We start from the raw sequence: 25233 nt of genomic DNA on the forward strand, positions 1-25233 counted from the left end.
AGGGAATTGCGAAGCATGGACGGAATCAACACAGGACGTCGCAGGGTGCTGGCCGCGATGGCGGCAGCCGGCTTGCTGGCCGGCTGCGGCTTTCGCATGCGCGGCAACGCCGACTTCGCGTTCAAGCGGCTCTATATCGGGCTTCCGGCCAATTCGCTGATGGGGTCGGACCTGCGCCGCAACATCCGCAATGGCTCGGACACGCAGATCGTCGGCGATATGAAGGAAGCCGACGCGATTCTCGATGTGCTGGGTGACACCCGCGCCAAGTCGATCCTGTCGATCACGACCGAGGGCGTGGTGCGTGAATACCGCCTGACGCAGCGGTTCAGCTTCCGCCTGCGCGACCAGGCCGGCAAGGAACTGATTCCGCCGTCGCAACTGGTCCTGACCCGCGACCTGACCTACAACGAAGCCAACACGCTGGCCAAGGACTACGAGGAGCAGCAGCTCTATCGCGACATGCAGCGCGATATCGTCCAGCAGCTGATGCGCCGCCTGGCCTCGGTCAAGGCTATCTGAGGGCGGCTCGACCCCGCCCCGCACCGCGATGCAACTGAAGCTCGACGGACTCGATGCGCACCTGAAGCAGGCCCAGGCCAAGGGCATGGCGCCGCTGTACGTCGTGCATGGCGACGAACACCTGCTGGTGCTCGAGGCAGTGGACCGGCTGCGCCGCACCGCGCGCGAGGCCGGCTTTTCCGAGCGGGACGTGCTTGTGGCCGAGCGCGGCTTCCACTGGAGCCAGCTGGTGGAGGCCCAGCAGTCGATGTCGCTGTTCGGCGACCGGAAAATCGTGGAATTGCGCATCCCGACCGGCAAGCCCGGCAAGGATGGCGGCGAGGCGCTGCGCGCCGTGGCGGCCCAGCCGTCGCCAGATGTGGTGATGCTCGTCACGCTGCCCCGGCTTGATTTCGCGACGTCCAAGTCGGCGTGGTTCCAGGCGCTGGAGTCCGCCGGCGTGTCGATCAAGGTCGATGCGGTGGATCGTACGCGGCTGCCGGCCTGGGTTGGCGAGCGGCTGGGCTTGCAGCAGCAGCGCGTGGAACCGGGCGAGGCCGGGCGCCGCGCGCTCCAGTTCATCGCCGACAAGGTGGAAGGCAACCTGCTCGCTGCGCACCAGGAAATCCAGAAGCTCGGCCTGCTGTACCCGCCCGGCGTGCTTACCTTCGACCAGGTGCACGATGCGGTGCTCAACGTGGCCCGCTACGACGTCTTCAAGCTGTCCGAGGCGATGCTCGGCGGCGATGTGCCCCGCCTCGCGCGCATGCTCGAAGGGCTGCGCGGCGAGGGCGAGGCCACGGTGCTGGTGCTGTGGGCGCTGACCGAGGAAATTCGCGTATTATCCAAAGTCCGGCAAGGGCTGGCGGCCGGCAAGCCTGCGGGCGTGCTGATGCGCGAATTGCGCGTCTGGGGCCCGCGCGAACGGTTGGTGCCGCAGGCCGCGCAGCGGTTGTCGCTGCCACAGCTGGAAGCCGCGCTGGCCATGGCCGCCCGGCTGGACCGGCAGGTCAAGGGCCTGTCCGACCTGCCAGGCGCAGGCGGCCCGGGCGGCAGCCTCCCGGCCGAGCCATGGGATGGCCTGCTGCAACTGGCGCTGATGATCGCGCGCCCGGCCTGAGTTTCCGATCGACCGGTCGCCTGACATACCGCACCGACACCGGCCCCCGGGGCCCCCGAGACACTACTACGCAGTCGAGCCAGGAGCGCCTGGACACCATCATGACCGAGTTCGATCTCAACGCTTACATGGACCGCGTTGGCCAGCAGGCCCGCGCGGCGTCACGCGCGATGGCGCGGGCCTCCACGGCTGACAAGAACCGCGCGCTGCTGACCATCGCCGCCGCCATCCGCCGGGATGCCGACAAGCTCAAGGCTGTGAACGCGCGCGATGTGGAGCGTGCCCGCGCCAACGGCCAGGACGCCGCGTTCGTGGACCGCCTGACGCTGTCCGACAAGGCCATCGTCACGATGGCGGCAGGGCTGGAGCAGATTGCCGCGCTGGCAGACCCGATCGGCGAGATCACCAATATGAAGTTCCGCCCGACCGGCATTCAGGTCGGTCAGATGCGCGTGCCGCTGGGCGTGATCGGCATCATCTACGAGTCGCGCCCGAACGTGACCATCGACGCCGCGGCGCTGTGCCTGAAGTCCGGCAACGCCACGATCCTGCGCGGGGGCTCCGAGGCCATCGAGTCGAACACGGCACTGGCCGCGCTGGTGGCGGAAGGGCTGTCGTCGGCCGGACTGCCGGCGGAGGCCGTGCAGGTCATCGAGACCACCGACCGCGCCGCCGTGGGCCGGCTGATCACGATGACGGAATATGTCGACGTGATCGTGCCGCGCGGTGGCAAGAGCCTGATCGCGCGCCTGATGGAAGAGGCCCGCGTGCCGATGATCAAGCACCTGGACGGTATCTGCCACGTCTACATCGACACCGATGCGGACCTGGACAAGGCAATCCGCGTGGCCGACAACGCCAAGACCCAGCGCTACGCGCCGTGCAACACGATGGAAACGCTGCTGGTGTCGCGCGACATCGCCGCCGCCGTGCTGCCGCCGCTGGCCCGCATCTACCAGGAAAAGGGCGTAGAACTGCGCGTCTGCGCGGCCACGCGCGCCACCCTGGAAGCGGCAGGCTTCGGCAAGCTGGTCGATGCCACCGAGGAGGACTGGCGCCTCGAATACCTGGCGCCGGTGCTCGCCATCCGCACCGTGGACGGGCTCGACGCGGCCATCGACCATATCAATACCTATGGTTCGGCCCACACCGATTCGATCATCACCGAAAACTACACCGCCGGCATGCGTTTCCTGCGCGAGGTGGATTCGGCCAGCGTAATGATCAACGCCTCGACGCGCTTCGCCGATGGCTTCGAGTATGGCCTTGGCGCGGAGATCGGCATTTCCAACGACAAGCTCCACGCGCGCGGCCCGGTCGGGCTGGAGGGGCTGACCTCGTTGAAATACGTCGTGTTCGGGCACGGGGAAATCCGCACCTGAGGGTTCCCGTCCACGCTTCGTCAACACTCAAAAACAACGTCCTCCGCCAATGCTCTGGATCAAGTCGCTCCATATCGTCTTCGTCGTGTCGTGGTTCGCGGGGCTGTTCTACCTGCCGCGCATCTTCGTCAATCTGGCGATGGAGACCGATCCGGCTGGCGTGCAGCGGCTGCTGCTGATGGCGCGCAAGCTGTTCCGGTTCATGACCATGCTGGCCGTGCCGGCGGTGGTGTTCGGGCTGTGGCTGTACCTTGGCTATGGCATCGGGCGCGGCACGGGGCAGGGCTGGATGCACGCCAAGCTGGCGCTGGTGGTGGTGCTGATCGGCTACCACCACGGCTGCGGCGTGTTGTTGCGCAAGTTCGAGCGGGGCGCCAATGCGCGCTCGCACACGTTCTATCGATGGTTCAACGAACTGCCGGTGCTGGTGCTGCTGGCGATCGTGATCCTCGTGGTCGTGAAGCCGTTTTAAGCGTTGTACGATTCAGCGTTCTCCCCCCAAGCCTTACATGAGGTCATGATGAGCAAGCAGGTCGAGTACTTCCTGGCGCCGCAGTCCCCGTTTACCTATCTCGGACACGCCCGCTTCGTCGACATCGCCAACCGCCATAACGCCCAGGTGCTGCTGAAGCCGATGGACCTTGGCAAGGTGTTTGCGGTATCGGGCGGCGTGCCGCTGGCGCAGCGGCCGCCGCAGCGCCAGGCATACCGATTGGTGGAACTCGAGCGCTGGAGCAAGTTCCTTGGCCTGCCGATGCACCTGCATCCGACGTTCTTCCCGGTGTCTGGCGATGCCGCCGCCCGGTTGATCATCGCCGCGCAACTGGCGCACGGCACGGCGCGCGCGCTGGAGCTGACCGGCGCCATCTGCCGCGGTGTGTGGGCCGACCAGCGCAATATCGCCGATGCGGCCACGCTGGCGCTGATCGCCGACGAAGCCGGCCTGGACGGCGCCAATCTGCTCAAGGCCAGCGAGGGCCAGGCGGTGCAGGCCGCCTACGCGCAGAATACGCAGGACGCGCTCTCGGCCAACGTGTACGGCGCGCCATGGTTCGTGCTGGACGGCCAGCCGTACTGGGGCCAGGACCGCCTCGAGTTCCTGGACCGCGCGCTGGCGGCCGACTAGCGGTCCGCCGCGCGGTCCGCTACGCTAGTCTCATTCCCGTCCGCCACGGCGGACGTTTTCGTTTGCAGGATGTTCTTCCCATGACCCAAGCCTTCTTTGCTCCCTGCCCGCGTGGCCTGGAATCTGCCCTTGCCGAGGAACTGCGGGAAATCGCCCAGTACCCGGCCGTGGTGGCCGCCGCGCCGTTCCAGGTGCATCGCGAGGTGCCGGGCGGCGTGCCGTTCTCGGGCGAGATGGCGGCCGCCTATGCCGTCAACCTGCACTCGCGCATCGCCAGCCGCGTGCTGCTGCGCGTGGCGCAGCGCGGTTACCGCCATGAGGACGACGTCTACGCGCTGGCCCGCCAGCAGCGCTGGGACCAGTGGTTCTCGCCCGACGAGTCGCTGCGGGTGGACATCACCGCGCACAAGTCGCCGCTGCACAGCCTGAACTTCACGGCGCTGCGCGTAAAAGACGGTGTTTGCGATGCCATGCGCGAGGCGCTCGGCGCCCGGCCCAGCGTCGATACAGTCAGCCCGGATGTGCGGATTTATGCGCATTTAACCGAGTTCGATTGCACGCTGTACCTCGACACCACCGGCGAACCGCTGTTCAAGCGCGGCTGGCGTATGGAAAAGGGCGAGGCGCCGCTCAAGGAAAACCTCGCCGCCGGCATCCTGCGGCTGGCGGGATGGGTACAGGGCCAGACGGACCGGCCGTTCTTCGATCCGATGTGCGGCAGCGGCACGTTCCTGGTGGAGGCGGCGCAGGTGGCGCTGGGCCTCCCGCCGGGCGGGGCGCGGACGTTTGCGTTCGAATGGCTCAAGGGCATGGACAACAAGGCCTGGCAGGCCCTGCGCGCCGATGCGCAGCGCGCCAAGGAGGCGGCAGCCAAGGGCGTGGCGGCGCTGGAGATCGCCGGATCGGATATTTCGACGGACATGCTGGCCATGGCCGACGCCAACTGGCAGCGCGCCGGGCTGCCGGGCGAGGTGCGCCTGAAGCAGGTGGATGCGCGCTTCGTGCAGCCGCCGTTCGCCACGCCGGGCGTGATGTTGATGAATCCGCCCTATGGCGAGCGGATCGCCGTGCGCGGCGAGCAGCGCCGGGGCGCACTGCCCGAGGCCCCGCGCGACGAGGCCGAGGAGGCCGCCGCGAACCAGTTCGCCAGCGCCTTCGCCACCACCTTGAAGCAGCACTTCGCGGGCTGGCAGGCGTGGGTGTTCACGGGCGACCTGAGCATCCCGAAGCGCCTGCGGCTCAAGGAATCGCGCCGCACGCCGCTCTACAACGGCAATATCGAATGCCGGCTGTTCCGCTTCGACATGGTGCGCGGCGGCAACCGCAAGGAAGGCGGGGAAGCGCCGAAGGAATAAGCGGGATGCGGCTCGGGCAGGCTTATGCCTGCTTGTCCCGCCCCGTCAGCGCTTCGGGGTTGCGGGCGAAATCGCTCAGGAAGCCCTGCAGGCTCACCACCGGCTCCTGGAGCAGGTGGCGCGGCAGGTCGAACAGCGCGTAGAAATACTCCTCGCGCCCTTCGCACCGCTCGGCTGGCAGGCAGTATTGCTCCCAATCGGCACAGGCCGGCGTGTACATGCCGTTGCCGGGCCAGAAGAATGGCACGATGCGGCCTTCGCGCAGCCCTTCGATCAGCGTGGCCGGCGCCTCGTAGGCTTCGGCCGACTCCACCTGGCTCATCAGCCCGGCGCGCGTCTCGATCACCATCAGCGTGGCATGTCCCTGCGCCGTCAGCAGCAGGATGCCCACCGGATTCGGATACAGGTAGTACTCGACGAAGCCATAGCGCGCGGCGGTCTGGCGCACGCGGTCGGCCATCACCGGATCGGACAGGAACGCGTACGAGTGCCGCGTGAGCAGGTCGCGCAGCGTGCGCGAGATCGAGGCGAAATATTGCTGCTGGAGGGCGTCGATTTCCTGGTCGAGCCGCGCCACCATGTTCGGATCGTGCTTCTTCACATAGCGGTCGATCAGCCCATGGTTGAAGCCCTGCACCGCGATGCTCTCGTCGGCGGTGCCAGTCAGCAGGATGGTCTTGCACGGCAGGTCCTGCAGCGCCTGGCAGAACTCGAGGCCATCCATCTGCGGCATCGAGTAGTCCACCACGATCACCCCGGGCTGCATGAAACGATGGATGTCGTGGATCTGGCGATGAATGCGGTCCACGTCGAGCTGCACGGTGCGCCGCTCGCTCAGGAAGGTCAGGTCGTCATGGGTCACGCGCACGGGCAGGAAGGCCGGATGCCGGGTGGCATAGGCTTCGCGGATCCATGTCAGGGCCTCGCGCGGGTCGGTGAAGCTCACCACGGCGCGCGACGCGTCCATCTGGAATGCCAGGCTGTCGATAAACGATTTGCTGTCGTCCACCAGCACCGTCAGGACGGGGTGATGGAAGACCGACAGGTTCCTGTCATGCGGGCTGAATGTCATGGTGCGATCTGGGCTGCGGCCGGCAGCGAATGAAGAGCGAGGGTTGGGGGCCGTGGCAAGCCAGTATAGCGCGCGGATGGGCCCACGCAATGTTGCCGCACCAAAGGAGGCCAAAAGCAAGCGGCCGGCGTTGGTTGCCGGCCGCATGTCTTCGATTTCGTTGATTTCAGGTCTTCACGCCGCTTTAATCACCAGAGGTTCCGGCCTGATTGTCAGTCGGATTCCGATTCCCATTCAGATTGGCGTTCCGCGGCGCCCGGCGTCATTCCACAGCCTTGAACATGTCCTCGACCACCTTCTTGGCATCGCCAAACACCATCATGGTCTTGTCCATATAGAACAGTTCGTTGTCCAGGCCCGCGTAGCCGGCGGCCATCGAGCGCTTGTTCACGATGATGGTCTTGGCCTTGTACGCCTCCAGGATCGGCATGCCGGCGATGGGCGACTTCGGATCGGTCTTGGCGGCCGGGTTGACCACGTCGTTGGCGCCCAGCACCAGCACCACGTCGGCCTGCCCGAACTCGCTGTTGATGTCCTCCATCTCGAAGACCTGGTCGTACGGCACCTCGGCCTCGGCCAGCAGCACGTTCATATGGCCCGGCATGCGGCCCGCCACGGGGTGGATCGCATACTTTACGATCACGCCCTTGTCGTGCAGCTTTTCGGTCAATTCTTTAAGCGCATGCTGCGCACGGGCCACGGCCAGGCCGTAGCCGGGCACGATGATCACGGTTTCGGCGTTGCCCATCAGGAACGCGGCGTCGTCCGCCGAGCCGGACTTCACGTTGCGCTGGGCCTGCGCGCCGGCCGCGCCGGCTGCCGCCGCGTCGCCACCGAAGCCGCCCAGGATCACGTTGAAGAACGAGCGGTTCATCGCCTTGCACATGATGTACGAGAGGATGGCACCGGACGAGCCGACCAGCGAGCCGGCAATGATCAGCATCGGGTTGTTCAGCGAGAAGCCGATGCCCGCCGCCGCCCAGCCCGAGTACGAGTTCAGCATCGACACCACCACCGGCATGTCCGCGCCGCCGATCGGGATGATGATCAGCACGCCCAGCACGAAGGCCAGCGCCAGCATGATCAGGAACGGCAGCCACGCCTGCGACAGGAAGAAGATGATGCCGAAGCCGAACATCGCCACGGCCAGCAGCAGGTTCAGCCAGTGCTGGCCCGGGAACACCACCGGGGCGCCCTGGAACAGCCGGAACTTGTAGCGCCCCGCCAGCTTGCCGAAGGCGATCACCGAGCCCGAGAACGTGATGGCGCCCACGAAGCAGCCGATGAACAGTTCGATCCGGTTGCCGGTGGGAATCAGGTGCGAGCCGGCCGGCGCGATGCCGAACGCAGCCGGCTCCGCCACCGCGGCCACGGCGATGAACACCGCCGCGAGACCGATCAGCGAGTGCATCGCCGCCACCAGTTCCGGCATCTTGGTCATCTCGACCTTGCGCGCCACGTAGGCGCCGATGCCGCCGCCCACGACCAGCGCACCGAAGATCAGTGCCAGGCCCGTGCCGACCGACGACTGGGCCGTACCCGCCGCCAGGAACTCCTCCTTGAGCTTGACGATCAGCGCCAGCGTGGTCACCACGGCAATGGCCATGCCGATCATGCCGAAGGTGTTGCCCTTGCGCGCCGAAGCGGGGTGCGACAGGCCCTTGAGTGCCTGGATGAAGCAGACCGACGCCACGAGGTACAGCAGCGTGACGAGGTTCATGCTGACGAGTCCGGTCATTGTGCCCCCTCCTTGCCAGCCAGCTTCTTCGGTTCCTTCTTCTTGAACATCTCCAGCATGCGCTGGGTCACGAGGAAGCCGCCGAACACGTTGACCGCCGCCAGCGCCACCGCCAGCGTGCCCATGATGCGGCCCACGCCGCCTTCCGTGAGGCCGGCCGCCAGCATGGCGCCGACGATGATGATGGCCGAGATTGCATTGGTCACGGCCATCAGCGGGGTGTGCAGGGCCGGCGTCACTGTCCAGACCACGTGGTATCCCACGTAGATTGCCAGCACAAAGATGATCAGGTTGATCACCGTGTGGTTCACCATCTCCATCGACTTCTCCTCGTTGCTTTCGAATTCTTCGTGCTTCGCATCGATGTGGGACTGCAGGGCCGGCACCGCCGCCGCGCCGGGCGGCTCGCCCCGGACGCGGCTATCGGAAAACATCCAGAAAGATCAGTCGATCTTCTTGATTTCCTTGATGCGGTTCTTCTCGTCCACGAGGATGACCTTCGGCTTGTAGGTCTTCACTTCCTCGTCGCTCATCGGTGCGTAGGTGCAGATGATCAGTTGGTCGCCCAGGTGCGCGCGGCGCGCGGCGGCGCCGTTCAGCGAGATCTCGCCGCTGCCGCGTGCACCCTTGATGATGTACGTGGAGAAGCGCTCGCCGTTCTGTACGTTGTACAGCTCGATCTTTTCGAACTCCTTCATGTCGGCAGCTTCGAGAAGATTCTCGTCGATGCCGCACGATCCCTCGTAGTGGAGGTCCGCCTGCGTCACGGTGACACGGTGGAGCTTGGCGCGGAGCATGTTGCGTTGCATGGGTGATACGTCCTTGGTTGAGGCTGGGTGGGCCGCCCGCCGGTGTGTCCTGGCGTGGCGGCACCGGTTGGGAATCTAGGCGGCCTGCCTGACGAGCTGGCCGTCCTTGCACATCAGGCAGGCGGCGACGATGTCGTCTTCGAGGTTGAGCGTGTAGCGCGCGTCCTTGTCGACGATCAGCTTGAGGAAGTCGAGCACATTGCGCGCGTAGAGCGCGGAGGCGTCCGCGGCAACCATGCCGGCCAGGTTGGTGTAGCCGATCAGGACCACGCCGTGGCGTTCCACGACCTCGTCGGCCACGGTAAGCGGGCAGTTGCCGCCCTGGGCGGCGGCCAGGTCGACCACCACCGAGCCGGGCTTCATCTGCTTGACGGTGTCTTCCTGCAGCAGCACGGGGGCCTTGCGGCCCGGAATCAGCGCAGTGGTGATGACGATGTCGGCCTGCGTGGCGCGCTGGTGCACCAGTTCGGCCTGACGGCGCATCCAGTCTGCCGGCATGGGACGGGCGTAGCCGCCCACGCCCTGGGCGATCTCGCGCTCCTCGTCGGTCTCGAACGGCACGTCGAGGAATTTGGCGCCAAGTGACTCGATCTGCTCTTTAACGGCGGGGCGCACATCCGAGGCCTCGATCACGGCGCCCAGCCGCTTGGCGGTGGCAATCGCCTGGAGACCGGCCACGCCAGCGCCGAGGATCAGCACGCGCGCGGCCTTCACCGTGCCGGCGGCCGTCATCAGCATCGGCATAAAGCGCTGGTAGTGGTGCGCGGCCACCAGCACGGCCTTGTAGCCGGCGATGTTGGCCTGCGAAGACAGCACGTCCATGCTCTGCGCGCGCGTGGTGCGCGGTGCGGCTTCGAGCGCGAACGCGGTGATGGCCGCACTGGCCATGCGCGCGTTGTTCTCGATATCGAAGGGATTGAGCATGCCTACCAGCACGGCGCCCGGCTTGATCTGGGCGCGCTCGGCGTCGTCCGGTGCACGCACCTTCAGCACCAGCTCGGCGCCGAAGGCATCGGCAGCTGTGCCGATGCGCGCGCCAGCGGCTTCGAACGCCGCGTCGGGAATGCTGGCGCGTACGCCTGCGCCAGCCTGCACCGTGACCTGATGCCCTTGGGCAACGTACTTCTTGACGGTCTCCGGGGTGGCGGCGACGCGTGCCTCGCCTGCCCGCGTTTCCTGCGGGATGCCGATATGCATCGTCAATTTCTCCTTTAGCTGGCGTCGTATCTGATTGGGCGGGCAGACGTCCTGGCCCGTTGGTCCACCGCGGCGCGGCGCACCAATTTTTGCGCAGCTTACCCGAAACTTACGTTCGGTGGTGACCGCATGGTCGGCGATTTGTGCGGTCGCCACGACTCATTTTTGCGGCGCATGAAACGACTCGTTTTATGCAGGCCGGATTCCCTCTTGATTCGAACATGTTGCCACGGTGCCCAATCTTGATGCCGATTTGATGCGCCGCTCCGTATCGTGACGGGTACGCCGCTTTCCCCCTTTTTGGGAAGGGCGCCTCCAAACACCCGTTACGCATCCAGCATCCATGATCGCTACCCGCCTTACCGCTCTCGTCCTCCTTGCCGCCCCGTGCGCCACCGCGCTCGCCCAGGAGGCGGACGCCTCGCCGCACACCTTCACCGCCAATGTCACGCTGGCCAGCGAATACCGCTACCGGGGCCTGATGCAGACCAACCGTCGCCCGGCCATCCAGGGCGGATTCGACTACACCCACGCGAGCGGCCTCTACCTCGGCAACTGGAACTCGAACATCAGCTGGCTTTCTGACAGCAACGCGGAAGTCTCCGCCCCGGTGGAGATGGATTTCTACGGCGGCTTCCGCAACACGTTCAAGCTGGCCGACGCCGAATTCAACTATGACCTCGGCGTGCTCGAGTACTACTACCCTGGCGATTATCCGAGTGGCTTCACGCGTCCCTACACCACCGAGGTCTACGCCGGCATCGGCTACGGTCCCGTGTTCCTCAAATACTCGCACGCGCTGACCAACCTGTTCGGGTTTGCCGACAGCAAGAACAGCTACTACATCGACCTCACGGCCAACGTGCCGCTCAACGTATGGGACCTGACGGTCAACGCGCACGTGGGCTACCAGGGCGTGAAGAACCTCAGCGATGCCTCGTATACCGACTGGAAAATCGGCGTGACCAAGGACTTTGGCAAGGGCCTGAGCGTGGCCGTGGCCTACCTCGACACCAACGCCAAGCGTGGCATTTATACGAATTCGCACGGCCGCTACATGGGCAAGGCGACGGCGCTCGCGTCCATCACGAAGACGTTCTGACCGGCTCGACGACGCGGCGTTGATGCGTTGTTGATACCGGGCGCCGCGATTGCTGCATCAATTTGAGACGCCGCTCCCTAGCATGGAGCCATGTTCCACAGACGATCCGCCCCGCGCGGATTCAAGCGTAATGCGACAGTCGCGACAGTCCTCGAGCCTCGCCGTTGCCTTTGCCACCGTCCCGCGGCGCCGCGCCGGGCGTGACGCCCTGCCAGCCTCCGCCGCCAGCGATGGCCACTGGATTCGCCTGCGCCTGGCGGTGGCCTCGGCGCAGGTCTTCATGCTGCGCCAGACGCTGCACCGGGCCATCGGCAAGCTCGCCCGTGTGTATGTGGTGGAGGTGGACCATCGGCACGGGGAAACCACGCTCCATGTGGAAGTGGAACGCGCCGGCCGCGATGCCGCCATGCACGCCATCATGAGCGCGCTGCCGGCGGCCGAGTTCGGCGTCACGACGATGCTGGGGAGCGATCATGCCGCACACTGACCCGGTCATTGGCGATGGCCTGTGGCTGCCGCTGGTCACGCCGTTGCGCCACGGCGCGCCCGACCTGCGCGCCGCCCAGCAGCTGGCCGCGCACTATGCCGGCGCCGGCGTGGACGGCCTGATCGTGCTCGGCACCACGGGCGAGGGCGGCCTGCTGACCGAAGCGGAACGGCTGATGGTCACCGCGGCCGTGCTCGAGGTGGCGCAGGGCAGCATACCTGTGATGGCAGGCGTGGGCGGCGTGGATACGCGCTCGGTCTGCGAGCAGGTGCGCACGCTCGATCGTTTCGACCTGGCCGGCTACCTGGTTCCTCCGCCGTACTACCTGCGCGTGTCGGACGAGGGCATCGCCTGGCACGTGCGCCGCGTGGCCAGCCAGACGGCGCGCCCGCTGATGCTCTACAACGTGCCGAAGCGCACCGGCTCCACAATCTCGCCCGCGCTGGCGCTGCGGCTGGCCGACCATCCGCAGGTCGTGGCGATCAAGGAATGCGACCGCGCCGGGCTGCGCGCGCTGGTCGGGCAGGATGCCCTGCGCGTGTTCTGCGGCGAGGATGCCGCCATGCTCGACCACCTGCTGGCCGGCGGTGCGGGCGTGGTGCCGGCCGCCGCCCATATCCGCCCGGACCTGTTCGTCCGGCTGCTGCAACTGGCCCGCACCGGCCGCGACGAAGCGGCGCGCGCGCTGTTCCGCCAGCTCTCGCCGCTGATCGACCTGATGTTCGCCGAGCCGAACCCCGCGCCGGTCAAGGCCGCGCTGGCGCTGGCAGGCCTGGCCCGCGCCGAGGTGCGCCAGCCGCTCACGCCGGCCACGCGCGCGCTGACGGCGCGGCTGGAAGCCACCATGGCGCTGCTGCCGCCCGCTGCCCTCCCGACCTTTCCGCCTTCACCCATGCACATTCCGACAGCAACCGGTAAAATGCCGGATTGCTTAAAAAATGTGCATCATGTCACGTGAATGGAACGCCAGCGTCACGGTTGCCGCTGTCATCGAACGCGGCGGCCGCTTCCTGCTGGTTGAAGAGGAAACGCGCGACGGCCTGCGGCTGAACCAGCCGGCCGGCCACCTGGAAGCGGGCGAAAGCCTGATCCGCGCCGTCGTGCGCGAGACCCTCGAGGAAACCGCCCACACCTTCGAGCCGCGCGCGCTGCTCGGCTGCTATATGAGCCGGGGCCTGTCGTCGCGCGACCAGGGCGACACCACCTATATCCGCTTCGCCTTCACCGGCGACCTCGGCACGCTCGATGAGGGCCGCCAGCTCGATACCGGCATCATCCGCACGCTGTGGATGACGGCCGAGGAACTGCGCGCCTGCCCTGAGCGCCATCGCACCCCGCTGCTGATGGCCTGTGTGGACGACTACCTCGCCGGCAAGCGCTTCGCGCTGGATGTGCTTTATACGCATCCCACGAGCGTGGCGACCACCACGGGAGACGCATCGTGAGCGGCAAGCGGGTGGTCGTGGGCATGTCGGGCGGGGTCGATTCGTCGGTCACCGCGTGGCTGCTCAAGCAGCAGGGGTACGAGGTCATCGGCCTGTTCATGAAGAACTGGGAGGACGATGACGACAGCGAATACTGCTCCACGCGCGAGGACTGGCTCGACGTGGTGTCCGTGGCCGACCTGATCGGCGTGGACGTGGAGGCGGTGAACTTCGCCGCCGAATACAAGGACCGCGTGTTCGCCGATTTCCTGCGCGAGTACTCGGCCGGCCGCACGCCCAACCCGGACGTGCTCTGCAATGCCGAGATCAAGTTCAAGGCGTTTCTGGACCACGCGATGTCGCTGGGCGCCGACACCATCGCCACGGGCCACTATGCGCGCGTGCGGCAGGCGGACAACGGGCGCTTCGAGCTGCTCAAGGCGTTCGACCACACCAAGGACCAGAGCTACTTCCTGCATCGGCTGAACCAGGCGCAGCTGTCGCGCACGCTGTTCCCGCTGGGCGAGATGCCGAAGACGCGCGTGCGCGAGATCGCCGCCGAGATCGGCCTGCCGAACGCGAAGAAGAAGGATTCGACCGGGATCTGCTTTATCGGCGAGCGGCCGTTCCGCGACTTCCTCAATCGCTACCTGCCGACCAAGCCGGGGCCGATGAAGACGCCCGAGGGCAAAGTGGTGGGGGAGCACATCGGACTGGCGTTCTATACGCTGGGCCAGCGCAAGGGCATTGGCCTGGGCGGCAGCCGCGAAGGCAGCGGCGATGCCTGGTACGTGGCGCGCAAGGACATGGCCAGCAACACGCTGTACGTGGTGCAGGGGCACGACCATCCGTGGCTGCTGACGCCGGTGCTGGAAGCGGCTGACCTGTCCTGGGTGGCGGGTGAGCCACCTGCAGCCGGCGCCGAGATGGCGGCCAAGACGCGCTATCGCCAGAGCGATGCGGCATGCCGGGTAGAAGCGGCCAATGGCGACGTGCTGAAGCTGGCCTTCGCCGAGGCGCAATGGGCGGTGACGCCGGGCCAGTCCGCCGTGCTCTACGACGGCGACGTCTGCCTGGGCGGCGGCATCATCCAGTGAAACCGACGGCTGGCGCTCTGGCGCCAGCCCGCTGAGCCTGCGCTCAACCTGCCGAGGGCAGGGCGGTGTCGATGAACGACTGGCGCTTCTCGATCTTTTCCTGGAACGCGACGAGGTTCGGGTATTGCTCGCGCCAGCCGATGTTCGGGAAACGGAAGTCCAGGTAGGCCAGGGCGCAGCCCACGGCCACGTCGGCCAGGGTGAAATGGATGCCGGTGCACCACGGGCGCTCGCCCAGGCCCGAGGCCATCGCGGCCAGTGCGGCGTCGATCTTGGTCCGCTGGCGCTGGACCCATGACTCGCTGCGCTGGCCTGCCTCGCGCTGGGTGGTTTCCAGGCGTACCAGCAGCGCGGCGTCGAGCAGGCCATCGGCCAGGGCTTCCCAGCAGCGCACCTCGAGCCGCTCGCGGCTGCCCTGCGGAATCAGGCGGCCAACCGGCGACAGCGTATCGGCGTATTCGGCGATCACGCGCGAATCGAAGACCGCGCCACCGTCCTCCATGACCAGGCAGGGCACCTTGCCGAGCGGGTTGAACTGGCCGATGGTGGTTTCGGGCGACCAGACGTTCTCCTCGATCATCTGGTAGTCGACCTTCTTTTCCGCCAGCACCACGCGCACCTTGCGCGCGTACGGGCTGGTGTGGGACGCATACAGCTTCATGTTCTCCCCTTGAGCTTGTTATGAAGTGCATCGGCGCTCTGTGGCTGCCATGGCGCCCTGGCGGGCGGCATGTCGATGGACTTCATAACAGGCTACTGGAATGGCGAGCGCGAGTATACCCGCGCCGGCCCGCGCATGCCGTGTCAATGCGGCGCTTCGCACGCTCCGTGTCGCCTGACCCATGGCGCACCGCACAGGTGCGGTGGGCGATGGTAAAATCCCGCGTTGCGCGATGCCGGCCAGCCCTTTGTGGCGTGCCGGCGGCAGGTCCGATGGCGCGCCCGGCGGCTCGCCCCGTGCGGCGCATCGGTCGCTTGAAGCCGCCCGCCTCGCCAGTCTTCGCATGGTTACCGCGCCCCCGCGGAACCCCGTCTTCCCCTCTTTCTCCCGGTTGCCAGCATGTCCACCCCATCCCTTTCGCCGCTCACCGCACTGTCTCCCATCGATGGCCGTTATGCCGCCAAGGCCGACGCGCTGCGCGAGTGGCTCTCCGAGGCGGCCTTCATGCGCAACCGCGTGAAGGTCGAGGTCAACTGGCTGATCGCCCTGGCCCAGGCCGGCCTGCCCGACGTGCCGAAGTTCTCGGCCGATTCCGAGGCGAAGCTGCAGGCGCTGGTGGAGAACTTCACCGAAGCCGACGCCGCCCGCATCAAGGACATCGAGGCTGTGACCAACCACGACGTCAAGGCCGTGGAGTACTGGCTCAAGGAGCAGGTCAAGGGCAACGCCGAGCTGGAGGCCGCGAGCGAGTTCATCCATTTCGCCTGCACCTCGGAAGACATCAACAACACCTCGCACGGCATGATGCTCAAGGGCGCCCGTGACGGCGTGCTGGTGCCCACGCTCCAGCGCGTGCAGGCCCGCCTGGTGGAACTGGCACGCGCCAATGCCACCCAGCCGATGCTGTCGCGCACGCACGGCCAGCCGGCCAGCCCGACCACGCTGGGCAAGGAAATGGCCAACGTGGCCGCCCGCCTGGCGCGCGCCATCGAGCGCATCCAGCGCGTGGAACTGCTCGGCAAGATGAATGGCGCGGTGGGTAACTACAACGCCCACCTGTCGGCCTACCCGACGTTCGACTGGGAAGCGTTCTCGAAGCAGGTGATCGAGTCGCGCCTGGGCCTGAGTTTCAACCCGTATACCATCCAGATCGAGCCGCACGACTACATGGCCGAGCTGTTCGACGCTATCGCGCGCGCCAACACGATCCTGCTGGACCTGAACCGCGACGTGTGGGGCTATATCTCGCTGGGCTACTTCAAGCAGCGGACCAAGGCTGGCGAGATCGGCTCGTCGACGATGCCGCACAAGGTCAACCCGATCGACTTCGAGAACTCGGAAGGCAACCTCGGCCTGGCCAACGCGGTGCTGCGCCACCTCTCGGAAAAACTGCCGGTTTCGCGCTGGCAGCGTGACCTGACGGACTCCACCGTGCTGCGCAACATGGGCGTGGCCTTCGGCTACAGCCTGCTGGCCTACGAGGCCTGCCTGCGCGGCCTGGGCAAGCTGGAAACCAATCCGGAACGCCTGAACGAAGACCTCGACAACTGCTGGGAAGTGCTGGCCGAGCCGGTGCAGACCGTGATGCGCCGCTTTGGCGTGCCGAACCCGTACGAGCAGCTCAAGGAGCTGACGCGCGGCAAGGGCATCTCGCGCGAGGCGCTGCAGACCTTCGTGTCGGGCCTGGCGATTCCGGACGATGCCAAGCAATTGCTGCTGGACATGACGCCGGCCAGCTACATCGGCAAGGCCGTGGAACTGGCGAACAAGATCTGACGACGCCGGGGACCCGTAAGGGTCTGGAGCGATGTGGAAGAAGGGCTGGCATTGCGCCGGCCCTTTTTTTGCCCCTGCGACAATGCGTCACATCAAATCATTTGAACGACTTCATGAAGTTCCGCATCTCACAGCACCTGGACGAATGCCAATAATGCGAGAATTCCTGCCAGCAGGATAGGGCGACACAAGCCCCCGCTGGCGAATCGCCCGGCCCGGACGATCGCAAAAAGAAAAATCGAAGGGATTCACAAACATGACTTCATACGGGGTGCACAGCGTCGCGCACAGTCGCGGCGGCAAGGGTGCCAATGGCTACACGGCGACCGCCATCGGCCTGCACTGGCTGATCGCGTTCGGCATTTTCGCGGCGTTCGGGCTGGGCCTGTACATGACCGGCATTCCTGGCCTGACGCCAACCAAGCTCAAGCTTTTCTCGTGGCACAAATGGCTCGGCGTGACGATCTTTGCCGTGGCCGTGCTGCGCGTGCTGTGGCGCGCCACCCACGCCGCGCCGCCTGTGGCAGCCGGCACGCCGGCCTGGCAGGCCCGCGCCGCCGCCGCGGCGCACCATCTGCTCTACCTGCTGATCCTCGTGGTGCCGCTGACCGGCTATTTCTACAGCCTCTCTGCCGGCGTGCCCGTGGTCTACCTGGGCCTCTGGAAGATGCCGGTGCTGATCGAGGCCAATACCACGCTCAAGCCGATCCTGCAGGCCGTCCACGCCTGGCTCAACTACCTGATGGCGGGCATCGTGCTGCTGCACGCAGCCGCCGCCATCAAGCACCAGGTGATCGACCGCGACGGCACGCTTGCCCGGATGATTCCGTTCCTGCGCTGAATGACATCGTATTTTCCTGAGAGGAGTGCACCGATGAAACGCATGACCCGTCCCGGCGCCATCGTCGTAGCCGCCGCGCTGGCCACGGCCGGCCTGGCCGCCAACCTGGCCTGGGCGCAGATCGACACGGCCAAGAGCACCGTCACCGCCACGGCGCGGCAGATCGGCGTGCCGATGGAAGGCAAGTTCAAGAAGTTCGACGCCACGGTCGATTTCGACCCGGCCAAGCTGGCCACGTCGTCCGCCAAGGTGGAAATCGACGTGTCGAGCTTCGAGATCGGCGATGCCGAGACCACCAAGGAGGTCAAGGGCAAGGATTGGTTCGACGCCGCAAAATTTCCCAAGGCCGTGTTCCAGTCCACCGCCATCAAGGCCGGTGCAGCCGGGAAGTACGATGTGGCCGGCAAGCTGACCATCAAGGGCAAGACCCTGGACGTGGTGGTGCCTGCCACCTACAAGCAGGACGCGGCAGGGCAGGTGTTCGACGGTGTGCTGCCGATCAAGCGCACCGTGTTCAATATCGGCGACGGCGAATGGAAGGACACTTCCGTGGTGGCCGACGACGTGCAGATCAAGTTCCATATCGTGACCCCGGCGAAGAAGGGCTGAAGCAGGCCGCGTGCCCGCCCACCGATTTTTCGCTGAATTTCGACTTTCCTCTCCAACCTTTTGACGGGAGACCCAGACATGAAGATGCGCACCCTGTTCGCGGCCGTTGCCGCTGCCTCCGCCACGTTGGCCGCCGGCGCCGCCATGGCCAACGCCGTGACCTACAACGTGGACCCGACCCACACCTACCCGAGCTTCGAGGCCGACCACATGGGCGGCCTGTCCAACTGGCGCGGCAAGTTCGACAAGTCGACCGGCGTGGTCACGCTGGACCGCGCGGCCAAGGCCGGCACGGTCGAGATCAAGATCGACCCGTCGTCGATCGACTTCGGCAACGCCAAGCTGAACGAGCACGCCAAGGGCCCGGACATGTTCGACGTGCAGGCCTTCCCGGAAGCCACCTACAAGGGCAAGTTCTCGAAGTTCAAGGGCGACGTGCCGACCGAGGTGGATGGCGTGCTGACGCTGCGCGGCGTGTCGAAGCCGGTAAAGCTGGAAATTCGCCAGTTCAAGTGCATGGAGCACCCGATGCTCAAGCGCGAGGCATGCGGTGCCGATGCCGTGGGCCAGTTCAATCGCGCGGACTTCGGCATCGACTACGGCGCGAAGTACGGTTTCAAGCAGGACGTCAAGCTGGCGATCCAGGTGGAAGCCGTCAAGGCCGACTAAGTCAGGCGTTTGTTACAAAACGGGAAGGGCCGGCAACACGCCGGCCCTTTTTTCGTTCCTGCCGATACCCCTCTTCATGGCGCGGAAGCATTGTTGTATGGTTTCCGGCAGCCACAGTACAATGGCTCGCCGCAGTCCCACCCTCGGGGGCGCCGCGCCTGCCACTCCCGGCGTGCGTCTGCCCCATAACCGGTCACGCGCATCGTTATGAGTATTGGCTGCATTCCCTGATTCCGGTACCCCCGCCGCAAGCTTCTTGCCTGAGCTGTACCCGGCCGGCCCCTTTGGGCGCCCCGGCCCACAGCGTTCCCTGGATTTCCCTGGCGCGATACCGTGTACTCCAAAACGCAAATCGATCCGGTAGTTAGCTTCCGCAACTCGCAGGGCGAGCAGGTGCGGGGCACGATCATCAATCTCCAGCGCAAGTCGCTGGTGATGGAAATCTACAATCCCTATTCGATCGTTCAGGTCAGCGAGGTGCTCAGTGAGCTGAGCGTGCGGATGGGGGCGAAGAACGCCTACCTCGGCAAGGCCGTGGTCATGAGCCTGGTGAATACCGGCCTGACCGCCGTGGTCTCCCTGACATTGATCGACGAATGGCGCGAGCTGACCGACGTCAACGACGCACCGAAATCGGTCGCGCGGGAGGCCGAGCTGTTCGTGCAGGACTGGGACACCCGTTTCAATATCCGCCGCGACTACCAGATCGTGGTCAACGAGATGCGCGCGTACCTCTCGGAGGTGTCGCGCTGGGTCGAGCAGGTGGACCTGACCGAGTCGCTGCCCAAGACCGAGGGGCGGCTGCGCGAGGACGTGTTCTACGAACTGGCCTCGCCGCTGATGGGCAAGGTCAAGGTGTACCTGGACTGGCTCGAGGGCGAGGCCCAGCAGGTGGACCCCGAGATCGCCCCCGTGCACCGTACCTATGCCCAGGCGGCCCTGCACCCGCTGCTGCTGCGTGCGCCGTTCGTCTATCGGACGTTTACGAAGCCGCTTGGCTATGCCGGCGACTACGAGATGGTCAACCAGATCCTGAGCGACCCGCAGCAGGGGCCGACCACGTACTTCCAGATCGTCAACACGGCGTTCCTGAAGGCGGCGGTGGCCACCGCGCACCGCAACCGGATCGACCTGCTGGTCGATTACCTGACTCGCCAGGCCGAGCGCGCGCGTGCCGAAGGCCGGCCGTTCCGCGTGCTGAACGTGGGCTGCGGGCCGGCGTTCGAGATCCAGCGCTTCGTGCGCGAGTACCCGAATCCGGAATTGCTGTCGTTCCAGCTCGTGGATTTCAGCGAGGAAACACTCGCGTACACGCGCAATTCCATCGAGCGCTCGGCGGCTTCGGCCGGGCACAAGGTGTCCGTCGAAATGGTCCACCAGTCGGTGCATGACCTGCTCAAGCGCCGGATCTCGCCCGACGACCCCACCACGCGCACATTCGACGCCGTGTACTGCGCCGGGCTGTTCGACTACCTGTCGGACAAGGTCTGCTCGCGGCTGCTGACCTATTTCGCCTCGCGCACGCGCCCGGGCGGCCATCTGCTGGTTACCAACGTCCACTCCGACAACCCCGAGAAGTTCGGGATGGAGCACCTGCTGGAGTGGTACCTGATCTATCGCGACGAGGCCGGCATGGCCTCGCTGCTGCCGGAGAACTCGAATGCCCACCGACTCTATGTCGATGAAACCGGCGTCAATGTCTTCGCCGAAGCCGCTATCCAGTGACGCCGAGGTGGCGCCGTCTGCCCCGGCGGCGCGTGGCAACGAGCTGTACGCCGGCTACCAGTCCGAGTTGGCCGACTTTCGCCTGGCGTTCAGCCGGGGCGGCGCCTACACGGCCATCGTGCTGGTGCTGCTGGGCGTAGGGCTCGATTACGGCCAGTATCCGGACAAGCAACTGCCGTTCGCCGTGGCGCGGATCGTGGTGTCGCTGCTGATCGCCGGGGTGATCGTGGCGCTCTACAGCAACGCCGGCCGCCGCTTCGCGCCGTGGCTGACGATGTCGTGGCTGCTGCTGCCGCAGATCATGATTGCGTGGATGATCTCGCAGACCGAGGGCGTGGAGTCGCCGTACTACGTGGGCCTGAACCTGGCGATCTTCGCGTCCGGTATCGCGCTGCCGTTCGGGCTCTGGCAGAACCTTGTCTTCGGCGTGCTCTCGTACCTGCTCTATGCGGCAGCCTGCCTGCTGCACTCGGGCGGTGTCGAGCCGATGGGCACCTTCATCGTCAATTCGCTGTTCCTGCTGTTTGCCGCGGCGGCCAGTGGCGTGTACACGTTCTTTAATGAACGGGCGCGCTTCATGCTGTTCCGCCTGAAGGCCGAAGTGGCGGACAAGAACACCGAACTCGAGGTCATCAACCGCAAGCTGGTCGATATCAAGGGCCAGATGCTCCAGCAGGAGAAGATGGCCGCCATCGGTACGCTGGCGGCGGGCTTGCTGCACGAAGTCAACAATCCTGTGAACTTCTGCCTGATGGCAATCGAGGTGGCCATGGAGGAACCGGTCACCAAGAACGAGCCGGGGCTCCAGGAGTGCCTGGTCGATGCCAAGCAGGGCATGCAGCGCATCCAGCATATCGTCTCCGACCTGAAGACATTCGCTTACCGCAAGCCGGGGGCCGAGGTAGAGGGCACCCCGTTCCTGTTCGAGAAGGCACTGGACTCATCGGTCCGGCTGACCGCGCACGAGCTGCGCGGCGTGAAGGTAACGCGCGAATTGCCCGACGATACGCTCGTGATGGGCGACGAAGCGGCCATTATCGGCGTGCTGATCAACCTGTTCTCGAACGCCGCGCTGGCCATGCGCAAGGCCGGCACGCAGCAGCCGGCCATCCACACCACGGTGAAGTGGGCCGACGGCCGCCTGCACGTGAATGTGCGCGACAACGGGCCTGGCATTGCGCCGGAGCACCTTGCGCGGGTGTTCGAGCCATTCTTCACCACGCGCGAGGTGGGCCAGGGTTTGGGCCTCGGGCTGTCGATCAGCTACGCGGTCATCGAGCGCCACGGCGGCGTGCTGTTTGCCGAGAGCGAACTGGGCCAGTGGGCCGCGTTCAGCTTCGACCTGCCGCGTGCGGAGTGAGGGGGCGATGAGCGATACCAGCCAGCCGCGCCCGACCGTCCTCTACGTCGATGACGAGGAGATGGCGTGCAAGTACTTCGCGCGGGCGGTCGGCAACGAATACGAGGTGCTGTCGGCCACGAGCGCCGATGGCGCCATGGCGGTGCTGCACGCGCATCATGCACAGATTTCGATTCTGGTGACCGATTTCCGCATGCCGGGGCGCGATGGCGGCGATTTGCTGCGCCAAGTGTCGCAGGAATACCCGCATATCGTGCGCCTGCTCGTGACGGCCTACGCCGACAAGGACATGCTGCTGAAGACCGTGAACAGCGGCGAGGTCTTCCGCATCCTGGAAAAGCCGCTGGCTGTGGCCGAGATTCGCGACGTGCTGCGGCTGGCTGGCGAGCGGCACCGGGAGCGTGCGGTCCGTCAGCAGCGCCTGATGGCCATCGACGAGACGCTGGCGTTCCTGGCCCACGAACTAAACACCCCGCTGGCGGCCATCGCCAACTTCGCGCGTGGCATTGGCTCGCGCGTGGCAGGCGAGTACAGCCCGCAGCGCAACGCCGAGATCGGCCATGCGGCCGGCGCGATGCATGACAACGCCCAGTATTGCCTGGCGGTGCTGTCGTCGTTCCTGCAGTCCGTGCGCAGTAGCGCGGGCACGGTGGCGCCCAAGCCCGGTGTCGGGCAGGAGGTCAGCGCGGGCGCGCTGGTGGCGTCGCTACTGGATACCTATCCTTTTGCCGATAACCAACGTGACTGGGTGCAAGTTGAGCTGCATGGCGATTTCCCGGTGCCAACGCTGCCAAATTGCGTGGCGCTGGTGCTGTCGTCTGTCATGAGCAACGCGCTGCGGGCGCTGGGCGACGTGCCCACGCCGGCGCTGCGCTTCGTGGTGGTGGCCGGCGAGCGCCCCGAGATCCGTATTGCCGACAATGGCCCGGGCATTCCCCCGGAAGTGATGGACCGGCTGCTCGTGGACCCGGTCACGACGCACGCGGCGGCCGGCGGCAGCGGCATGGGCATGATCTTCTGCAACCGCGTGATGCAGTCATTCGGCGGCGGCATCCGCATTGCGTCGGCAACCGGGGCCGGCACCACCGTTACCCTCGACTTCCCAAATTTCAAGAATCGTATGCACAGGAGTGATCGATGAGCGAACTGAATACTACGCAGGCACCCCCGGCGATTCTGTTCGTCGATGACGAGGCCACGGCCGTCAAGTACTTCCAGCGCGCCATTGGCCAGCTGGCCCCGGTGGTGACCGGCGGCTCGGTGGAGGAGGGCAAGGCCCTGCTCGACGCCCATGCCGGCAGCCTCGCCGTGCTGGTCTCGGACCAGCGCATGCCGGGCGAGTATGGCAATGAACTGCTGCGCTACGCGCGCGAGCGCTACCCGCATATCGTGCGCATCCTGACCACGGCCTATTCGGAGCTGGACCAGACCGTGGAAGCGGTGAACCAGGGCCAGATCCACCGCTATATCAAGAAGCCGTGGGATATCACCGCGCTGCGCATGGAACTGAAGCAGGCGCTGGAGCTGGCCGGGCTGCGCAAGGAGCGTGACCAGTTGCTGCGCGAGAAGCTGTCAGTGCTGCAAAAGCAGACCGTGGCCACGCGCGTCGGCATGGTGCAGGCGCTGTGCGCGAGCCTGATTGGCCCCGGCCGCTTCCAGCCGGTGGAAACCTACCTGGCCGGCACCTCGCTGGCTGGCGCGCGCAACGCGGAGCCTGACTGGCAGCGGCTGGACTACGCCGACCTGGTTGGCGCGGAAAGCCAGCGCAGCGGCACGTTCGGCCACGCTGTGGGCACGCGGCTCGCCGAATTGCGAGGCCGACTGACCGGGAAGGGCGCCGCCGACGCAGTGGCCGTCCTCGCCGAAACGCTGGGCGACGGCGCCGTGCGACGCGACGGCGATACCGTGACCTGGCTCGCCCCGGCGGCGCTCGGCGAGTTCGTCGGCAACCCGGTGGGCGAGGCGGTTTCGGCCGGGCACGCCGACTGGCTGGCCGTTCTGCTATGGATCGAGGAGGCGGGTGGCGCGCTGCGGCTGCAACGCGAGGGCGATGCCATCTCGGCACGTGCCGGCGTGCGGACCGAGACCTTCGCCTCGGACCGCCTCGCGGTGTGGATCGAGCAGCTGTCGGACTGAGTCCCGCCATGGCAAAGAAAAAGGCGCCCGAGGGCGCCTTTTTCGTTTCCAGCGTGCCAGCCGTCAGGCCTGCGCGCCGAAGTTCGGGTCGTTGCGGTCGTTGGTATCGCCGGGCTTCTTCTCGCCCTTGATCAGGTCCTCGCGCTTCACGCCCAGCCACATCGCCAGCGCCGCAGCCACGAATACCGACGAATAGATACCGAACAGGATACCCACCGTCAGGGCCAGCGCGAAGTAATGGAGCGTCGGGCCGCCGAAGAAGAACATCGACAGCACCATCATTTCGGTCGAGCCGTGCGTGATGATGGTCCGCGACATCGTGCTGGTAATCGCGTTGTCGATGACCTCGTGCGTGCTCATCTTGCGGTATTTGCGGAAATTCTCGCGAATCCGGTCGAAGATCACGACCGACTCGTTGACCGAGTAGCCGAGCACCGCCAGCACCGCCGCGAGCACCGACAGCGAGAATTCCCACTGGAAGAACGCGAAGAAGCCCAGGATGATCACGATGTCGTGCAGGTTGGCGATGATGCCCGCCACCGCGAACTTCCACTCGAAGCGGAACGACAGGTAGATCACGATGCCGGCCACCACGCACAGCAGCGCCAGCAGGCCGTCCGTTGCCAGTTCCTTGCCCACCTGCGGACCGACGAACTCCACGCGCTGGAGCTTCACGTCCGGCGTGGCAGCCTGCAGCGCGCCCATTACCTGCTCGCTCTGCTGGGCCGAGGTCACCGTCTTGCCATCCGGACCCTTCTGCAGCGGCAGGCGGATCATGATGTCGCGCGAGGTGCCGAAGTTCTGCACCTGCACGTCGGTGTAGCCAAGCTTGCCGACCTGGCCGCGAATCTTCTCAAGGTCGGCCGCCTGCGAGTAGGTCACCTCCATCACCGTGCCGCCGGTGAACTCGATCGACAGGTGCAGGCCCTTCTGCCAGAGGAAGAAGACAGCTGCGGCAAACGTCAGGAAGGAAATCACGTTGAAGACCAACGCGTGCTTCATGAACGGAATGTCGCGCTTGATGCGGAAAAATTCCATGATGTTGT

Annotated in this window: 26 protein-coding genes; 19 read left to right on the forward strand and 7 right to left on the reverse strand. The window is 66.0% G+C overall.

Going from position 1 to position 25233, the window contains the following annotated elements:
- Nucleotides 1-15: 15 nt before the first annotated feature.
- From lptE to SB751_RS04790, 6 genes are all read left to right on the forward strand, one after another.
- Complete coding sequence (gene lptE / locus SB751_RS04765; protein WP_410747833.1) at nt 16-522, forward strand: LPS assembly lipoprotein LptE; 507 nt, start codon at nt 16-18, stop codon at nt 520-522.
- Between the two features lie 28 nt (nt 523-550).
- On the forward strand, nt 551-1621 hold the full coding sequence (gene holA, locus SB751_RS04770) for a DNA polymerase III subunit delta (RefSeq protein WP_144201423.1): 1071 nt from the start codon (nt 551-553) through the stop codon (nt 1619-1621).
- Between the two features lie 101 nt (nt 1622-1722).
- Entirely contained in the window at nt 1723-3003 is a 1281-nt protein-coding gene (locus SB751_RS04775; protein ID WP_144201425.1) for a glutamate-5-semialdehyde dehydrogenase, read from the forward strand.
- 49 nt (nt 3004-3052) lie between these two features.
- A complete protein-coding gene (locus SB751_RS04780) occupies nt 3053-3475 on the forward strand; it encodes a CopD family protein (protein ID WP_211944161.1) in 423 nt (140 codons plus the stop codon).
- Nucleotides 3476-3523: 48 nt separating this feature from the next.
- Nucleotides 3524-4129: a 2-hydroxychromene-2-carboxylate isomerase gene (locus SB751_RS04785; RefSeq protein WP_144201480.1), complete on the forward strand. Its 606-nt coding sequence runs from the start codon at nt 3524-3526 to the stop codon at nt 4127-4129.
- An 80-nt stretch (nt 4130-4209) separates the two neighbouring features.
- Complete coding sequence (locus SB751_RS04790; RefSeq protein WP_144201429.1) at nt 4210-5484, forward strand: class I SAM-dependent RNA methyltransferase; 1275 nt, start codon at nt 4210-4212, stop codon at nt 5482-5484.
- Nucleotides 5485-5506: 22 nt separating this feature from the next.
- Here SB751_RS04790 and SB751_RS04795 read toward each other — a convergent pair whose 3' ends face one another.
- The 5 genes from SB751_RS04795 to SB751_RS04815 form a co-directional block, all read right to left on the reverse strand.
- The gene (locus SB751_RS04795) at nt 5507-6556 is read right to left on the reverse strand and encodes a two-component system response regulator (protein WP_144201431.1); all 1050 of its coding nucleotides are present in this window, start codon (nt 6554-6556) and stop codon (nt 5507-5509) included.
- 262 nt (nt 6557-6818) lie between these two features.
- A complete protein-coding gene (locus tag SB751_RS04800) occupies nt 6819-8294 on the reverse strand; it encodes an NAD(P)(+) transhydrogenase (Re/Si-specific) subunit beta (protein WP_144201433.1) in 1476 nt (491 codons plus the stop codon).
- The gene (locus tag SB751_RS04805) at nt 8291-8614 is read right to left on the reverse strand and encodes an NAD(P) transhydrogenase subunit alpha (RefSeq protein WP_144201482.1); all 324 of its coding nucleotides are present in this window, start codon (nt 8612-8614) and stop codon (nt 8291-8293) included. The genes SB751_RS04800 and SB751_RS04805 overlap by 4 nt, the downstream gene beginning before the upstream one ends.
- A gap of 123 nt (nt 8615-8737) precedes the next feature.
- Nucleotides 8738-9103, reverse strand: coding sequence for an aspartate 1-decarboxylase (gene panD / locus SB751_RS04810; RefSeq protein ID WP_144201435.1), 366 nt, complete (start codon nt 9101-9103; stop codon nt 8738-8740).
- A 75-nt stretch (nt 9104-9178) separates the two neighbouring features.
- Nucleotides 9179-10300, reverse strand: a complete 1122-nt coding sequence (locus SB751_RS04815) for a Re/Si-specific NAD(P)(+) transhydrogenase subunit alpha (protein ID WP_144201437.1) — start codon at nt 10298-10300, stop codon at nt 9179-9181.
- Nucleotides 10301-10643: 343 nt separating this feature from the next.
- Here SB751_RS04815 and SB751_RS04820 point away from each other — a divergent pair, with 343 nt between their 5' ends.
- From SB751_RS04820 to mnmA, 5 genes are all read left to right on the forward strand, one after another.
- Nucleotides 10644-11402, forward strand: coding sequence for a TorF family putative porin (locus SB751_RS04820; protein WP_144201439.1), 759 nt, complete (start codon nt 10644-10646; stop codon nt 11400-11402).
- A gap of 130 nt (nt 11403-11532) precedes the next feature.
- The gene (locus tag SB751_RS04825; RefSeq protein ID WP_144201441.1) at nt 11533-11889 is read left to right on the forward strand and encodes a hypothetical protein; all 357 of its coding nucleotides are present in this window, start codon (nt 11533-11535) and stop codon (nt 11887-11889) included.
- Complete coding sequence (gene dapA / locus SB751_RS04830; protein ID WP_313819288.1) at nt 11876-12847, forward strand: 4-hydroxy-tetrahydrodipicolinate synthase; 972 nt, start codon at nt 11876-11878, stop codon at nt 12845-12847. Before SB751_RS04825 ends, dapA begins: the two co-directional genes overlap by 14 nt.
- Nucleotides 12828-13334 carry an NUDIX hydrolase gene (locus tag SB751_RS04835; protein ID WP_149137425.1) on the forward strand — a complete coding sequence of 169 codons (507 nt, stop codon included), beginning with the start codon at nt 12828-12830 and terminating at the stop codon, nt 13332-13334. The genes dapA and SB751_RS04835 overlap by 20 nt, the downstream gene beginning before the upstream one ends.
- On the forward strand, nt 13331-14410 hold the full coding sequence (gene mnmA / locus SB751_RS04840; protein ID WP_144201447.1) for a tRNA 2-thiouridine(34) synthase MnmA: 1080 nt from the start codon (nt 13331-13333) through the stop codon (nt 14408-14410). The genes SB751_RS04835 and mnmA overlap by 4 nt, the downstream gene beginning before the upstream one ends.
- A gap of 43 nt (nt 14411-14453) precedes the next feature.
- Here mnmA and SB751_RS04845 read toward each other — a convergent pair whose 3' ends face one another.
- Complete coding sequence (locus SB751_RS04845) at nt 14454-15071, reverse strand: glutathione S-transferase C-terminal domain-containing protein (RefSeq protein WP_144201449.1); 618 nt, start codon at nt 15069-15071, stop codon at nt 14454-14456.
- Nucleotides 15072-15470: 399 nt separating this feature from the next.
- On the opposite strand from SB751_RS04845, the gene purB reads away from it, so the two are divergent.
- From purB to SB751_RS04885, 8 genes are all read left to right on the forward strand, one after another.
- Complete coding sequence (gene purB, locus SB751_RS04850) at nt 15471-16847, forward strand: adenylosuccinate lyase (protein ID WP_144201451.1); 1377 nt, start codon at nt 15471-15473, stop codon at nt 16845-16847.
- 256 nt (nt 16848-17103) lie between these two features.
- The gene (locus SB751_RS04855; RefSeq protein ID WP_144201453.1) at nt 17104-17688 is read left to right on the forward strand and encodes a cytochrome b; all 585 of its coding nucleotides are present in this window, start codon (nt 17104-17106) and stop codon (nt 17686-17688) included.
- Nucleotides 17689-17721: 33 nt separating this feature from the next.
- Nucleotides 17722-18297, forward strand: coding sequence for a YceI family protein (locus SB751_RS04860; protein WP_144201455.1), 576 nt, complete (start codon nt 17722-17724; stop codon nt 18295-18297).
- Nucleotides 18298-18375: 78 nt separating this feature from the next.
- Entirely contained in the window at nt 18376-18966 is a 591-nt protein-coding gene (locus SB751_RS04865; protein WP_144201457.1) for a YceI family protein, read from the forward strand.
- Nucleotides 18967-19299: 333 nt separating this feature from the next.
- On the forward strand, nt 19300-20691 hold the full coding sequence (locus SB751_RS04870; RefSeq protein ID WP_144202510.1) for a class I SAM-dependent methyltransferase: 1392 nt from the start codon (nt 19300-19302) through the stop codon (nt 20689-20691).
- Nucleotides 20663-22051 (forward strand): sensor histidine kinase, encoded by a 1389-nt coding sequence (locus tag SB751_RS04875; protein ID WP_244844951.1) that lies wholly within the window; start codon nt 20663-20665, stop codon nt 22049-22051. The genes SB751_RS04870 and SB751_RS04875 overlap by 29 nt, the downstream gene beginning before the upstream one ends.
- Nucleotides 22052-22058: 7 nt before the next feature.
- A complete protein-coding gene (locus tag SB751_RS04880) occupies nt 22059-23192 on the forward strand; it encodes a hybrid sensor histidine kinase/response regulator (RefSeq protein WP_144202508.1) in 1134 nt (377 codons plus the stop codon).
- On the forward strand, nt 23189-24187 hold the full coding sequence (locus tag SB751_RS04885; RefSeq protein ID WP_144202506.1) for a response regulator: 999 nt from the start codon (nt 23189-23191) through the stop codon (nt 24185-24187). Before SB751_RS04880 ends, SB751_RS04885 begins: the two co-directional genes overlap by 4 nt.
- A gap of 63 nt (nt 24188-24250) precedes the next feature.
- Here the strand turns inward: SB751_RS04885 and secF are convergent, their stop codons facing one another.
- Nucleotides 24251-25225: a protein translocase subunit SecF gene (gene secF / locus SB751_RS04890; protein WP_144202504.1), complete on the reverse strand. Its 975-nt coding sequence runs from the start codon at nt 25223-25225 to the stop codon at nt 24251-24253.
- Nucleotides 25226-25233 lie beyond the last annotated feature (8 nt).

The organism is Cupriavidus sp. SIMBA_020 (assembly GCF_046535395.1).
GTDB lineage: Bacteria > Pseudomonadota > Gammaproteobacteria > Burkholderiales > Burkholderiaceae > Cupriavidus > Cupriavidus campinensis.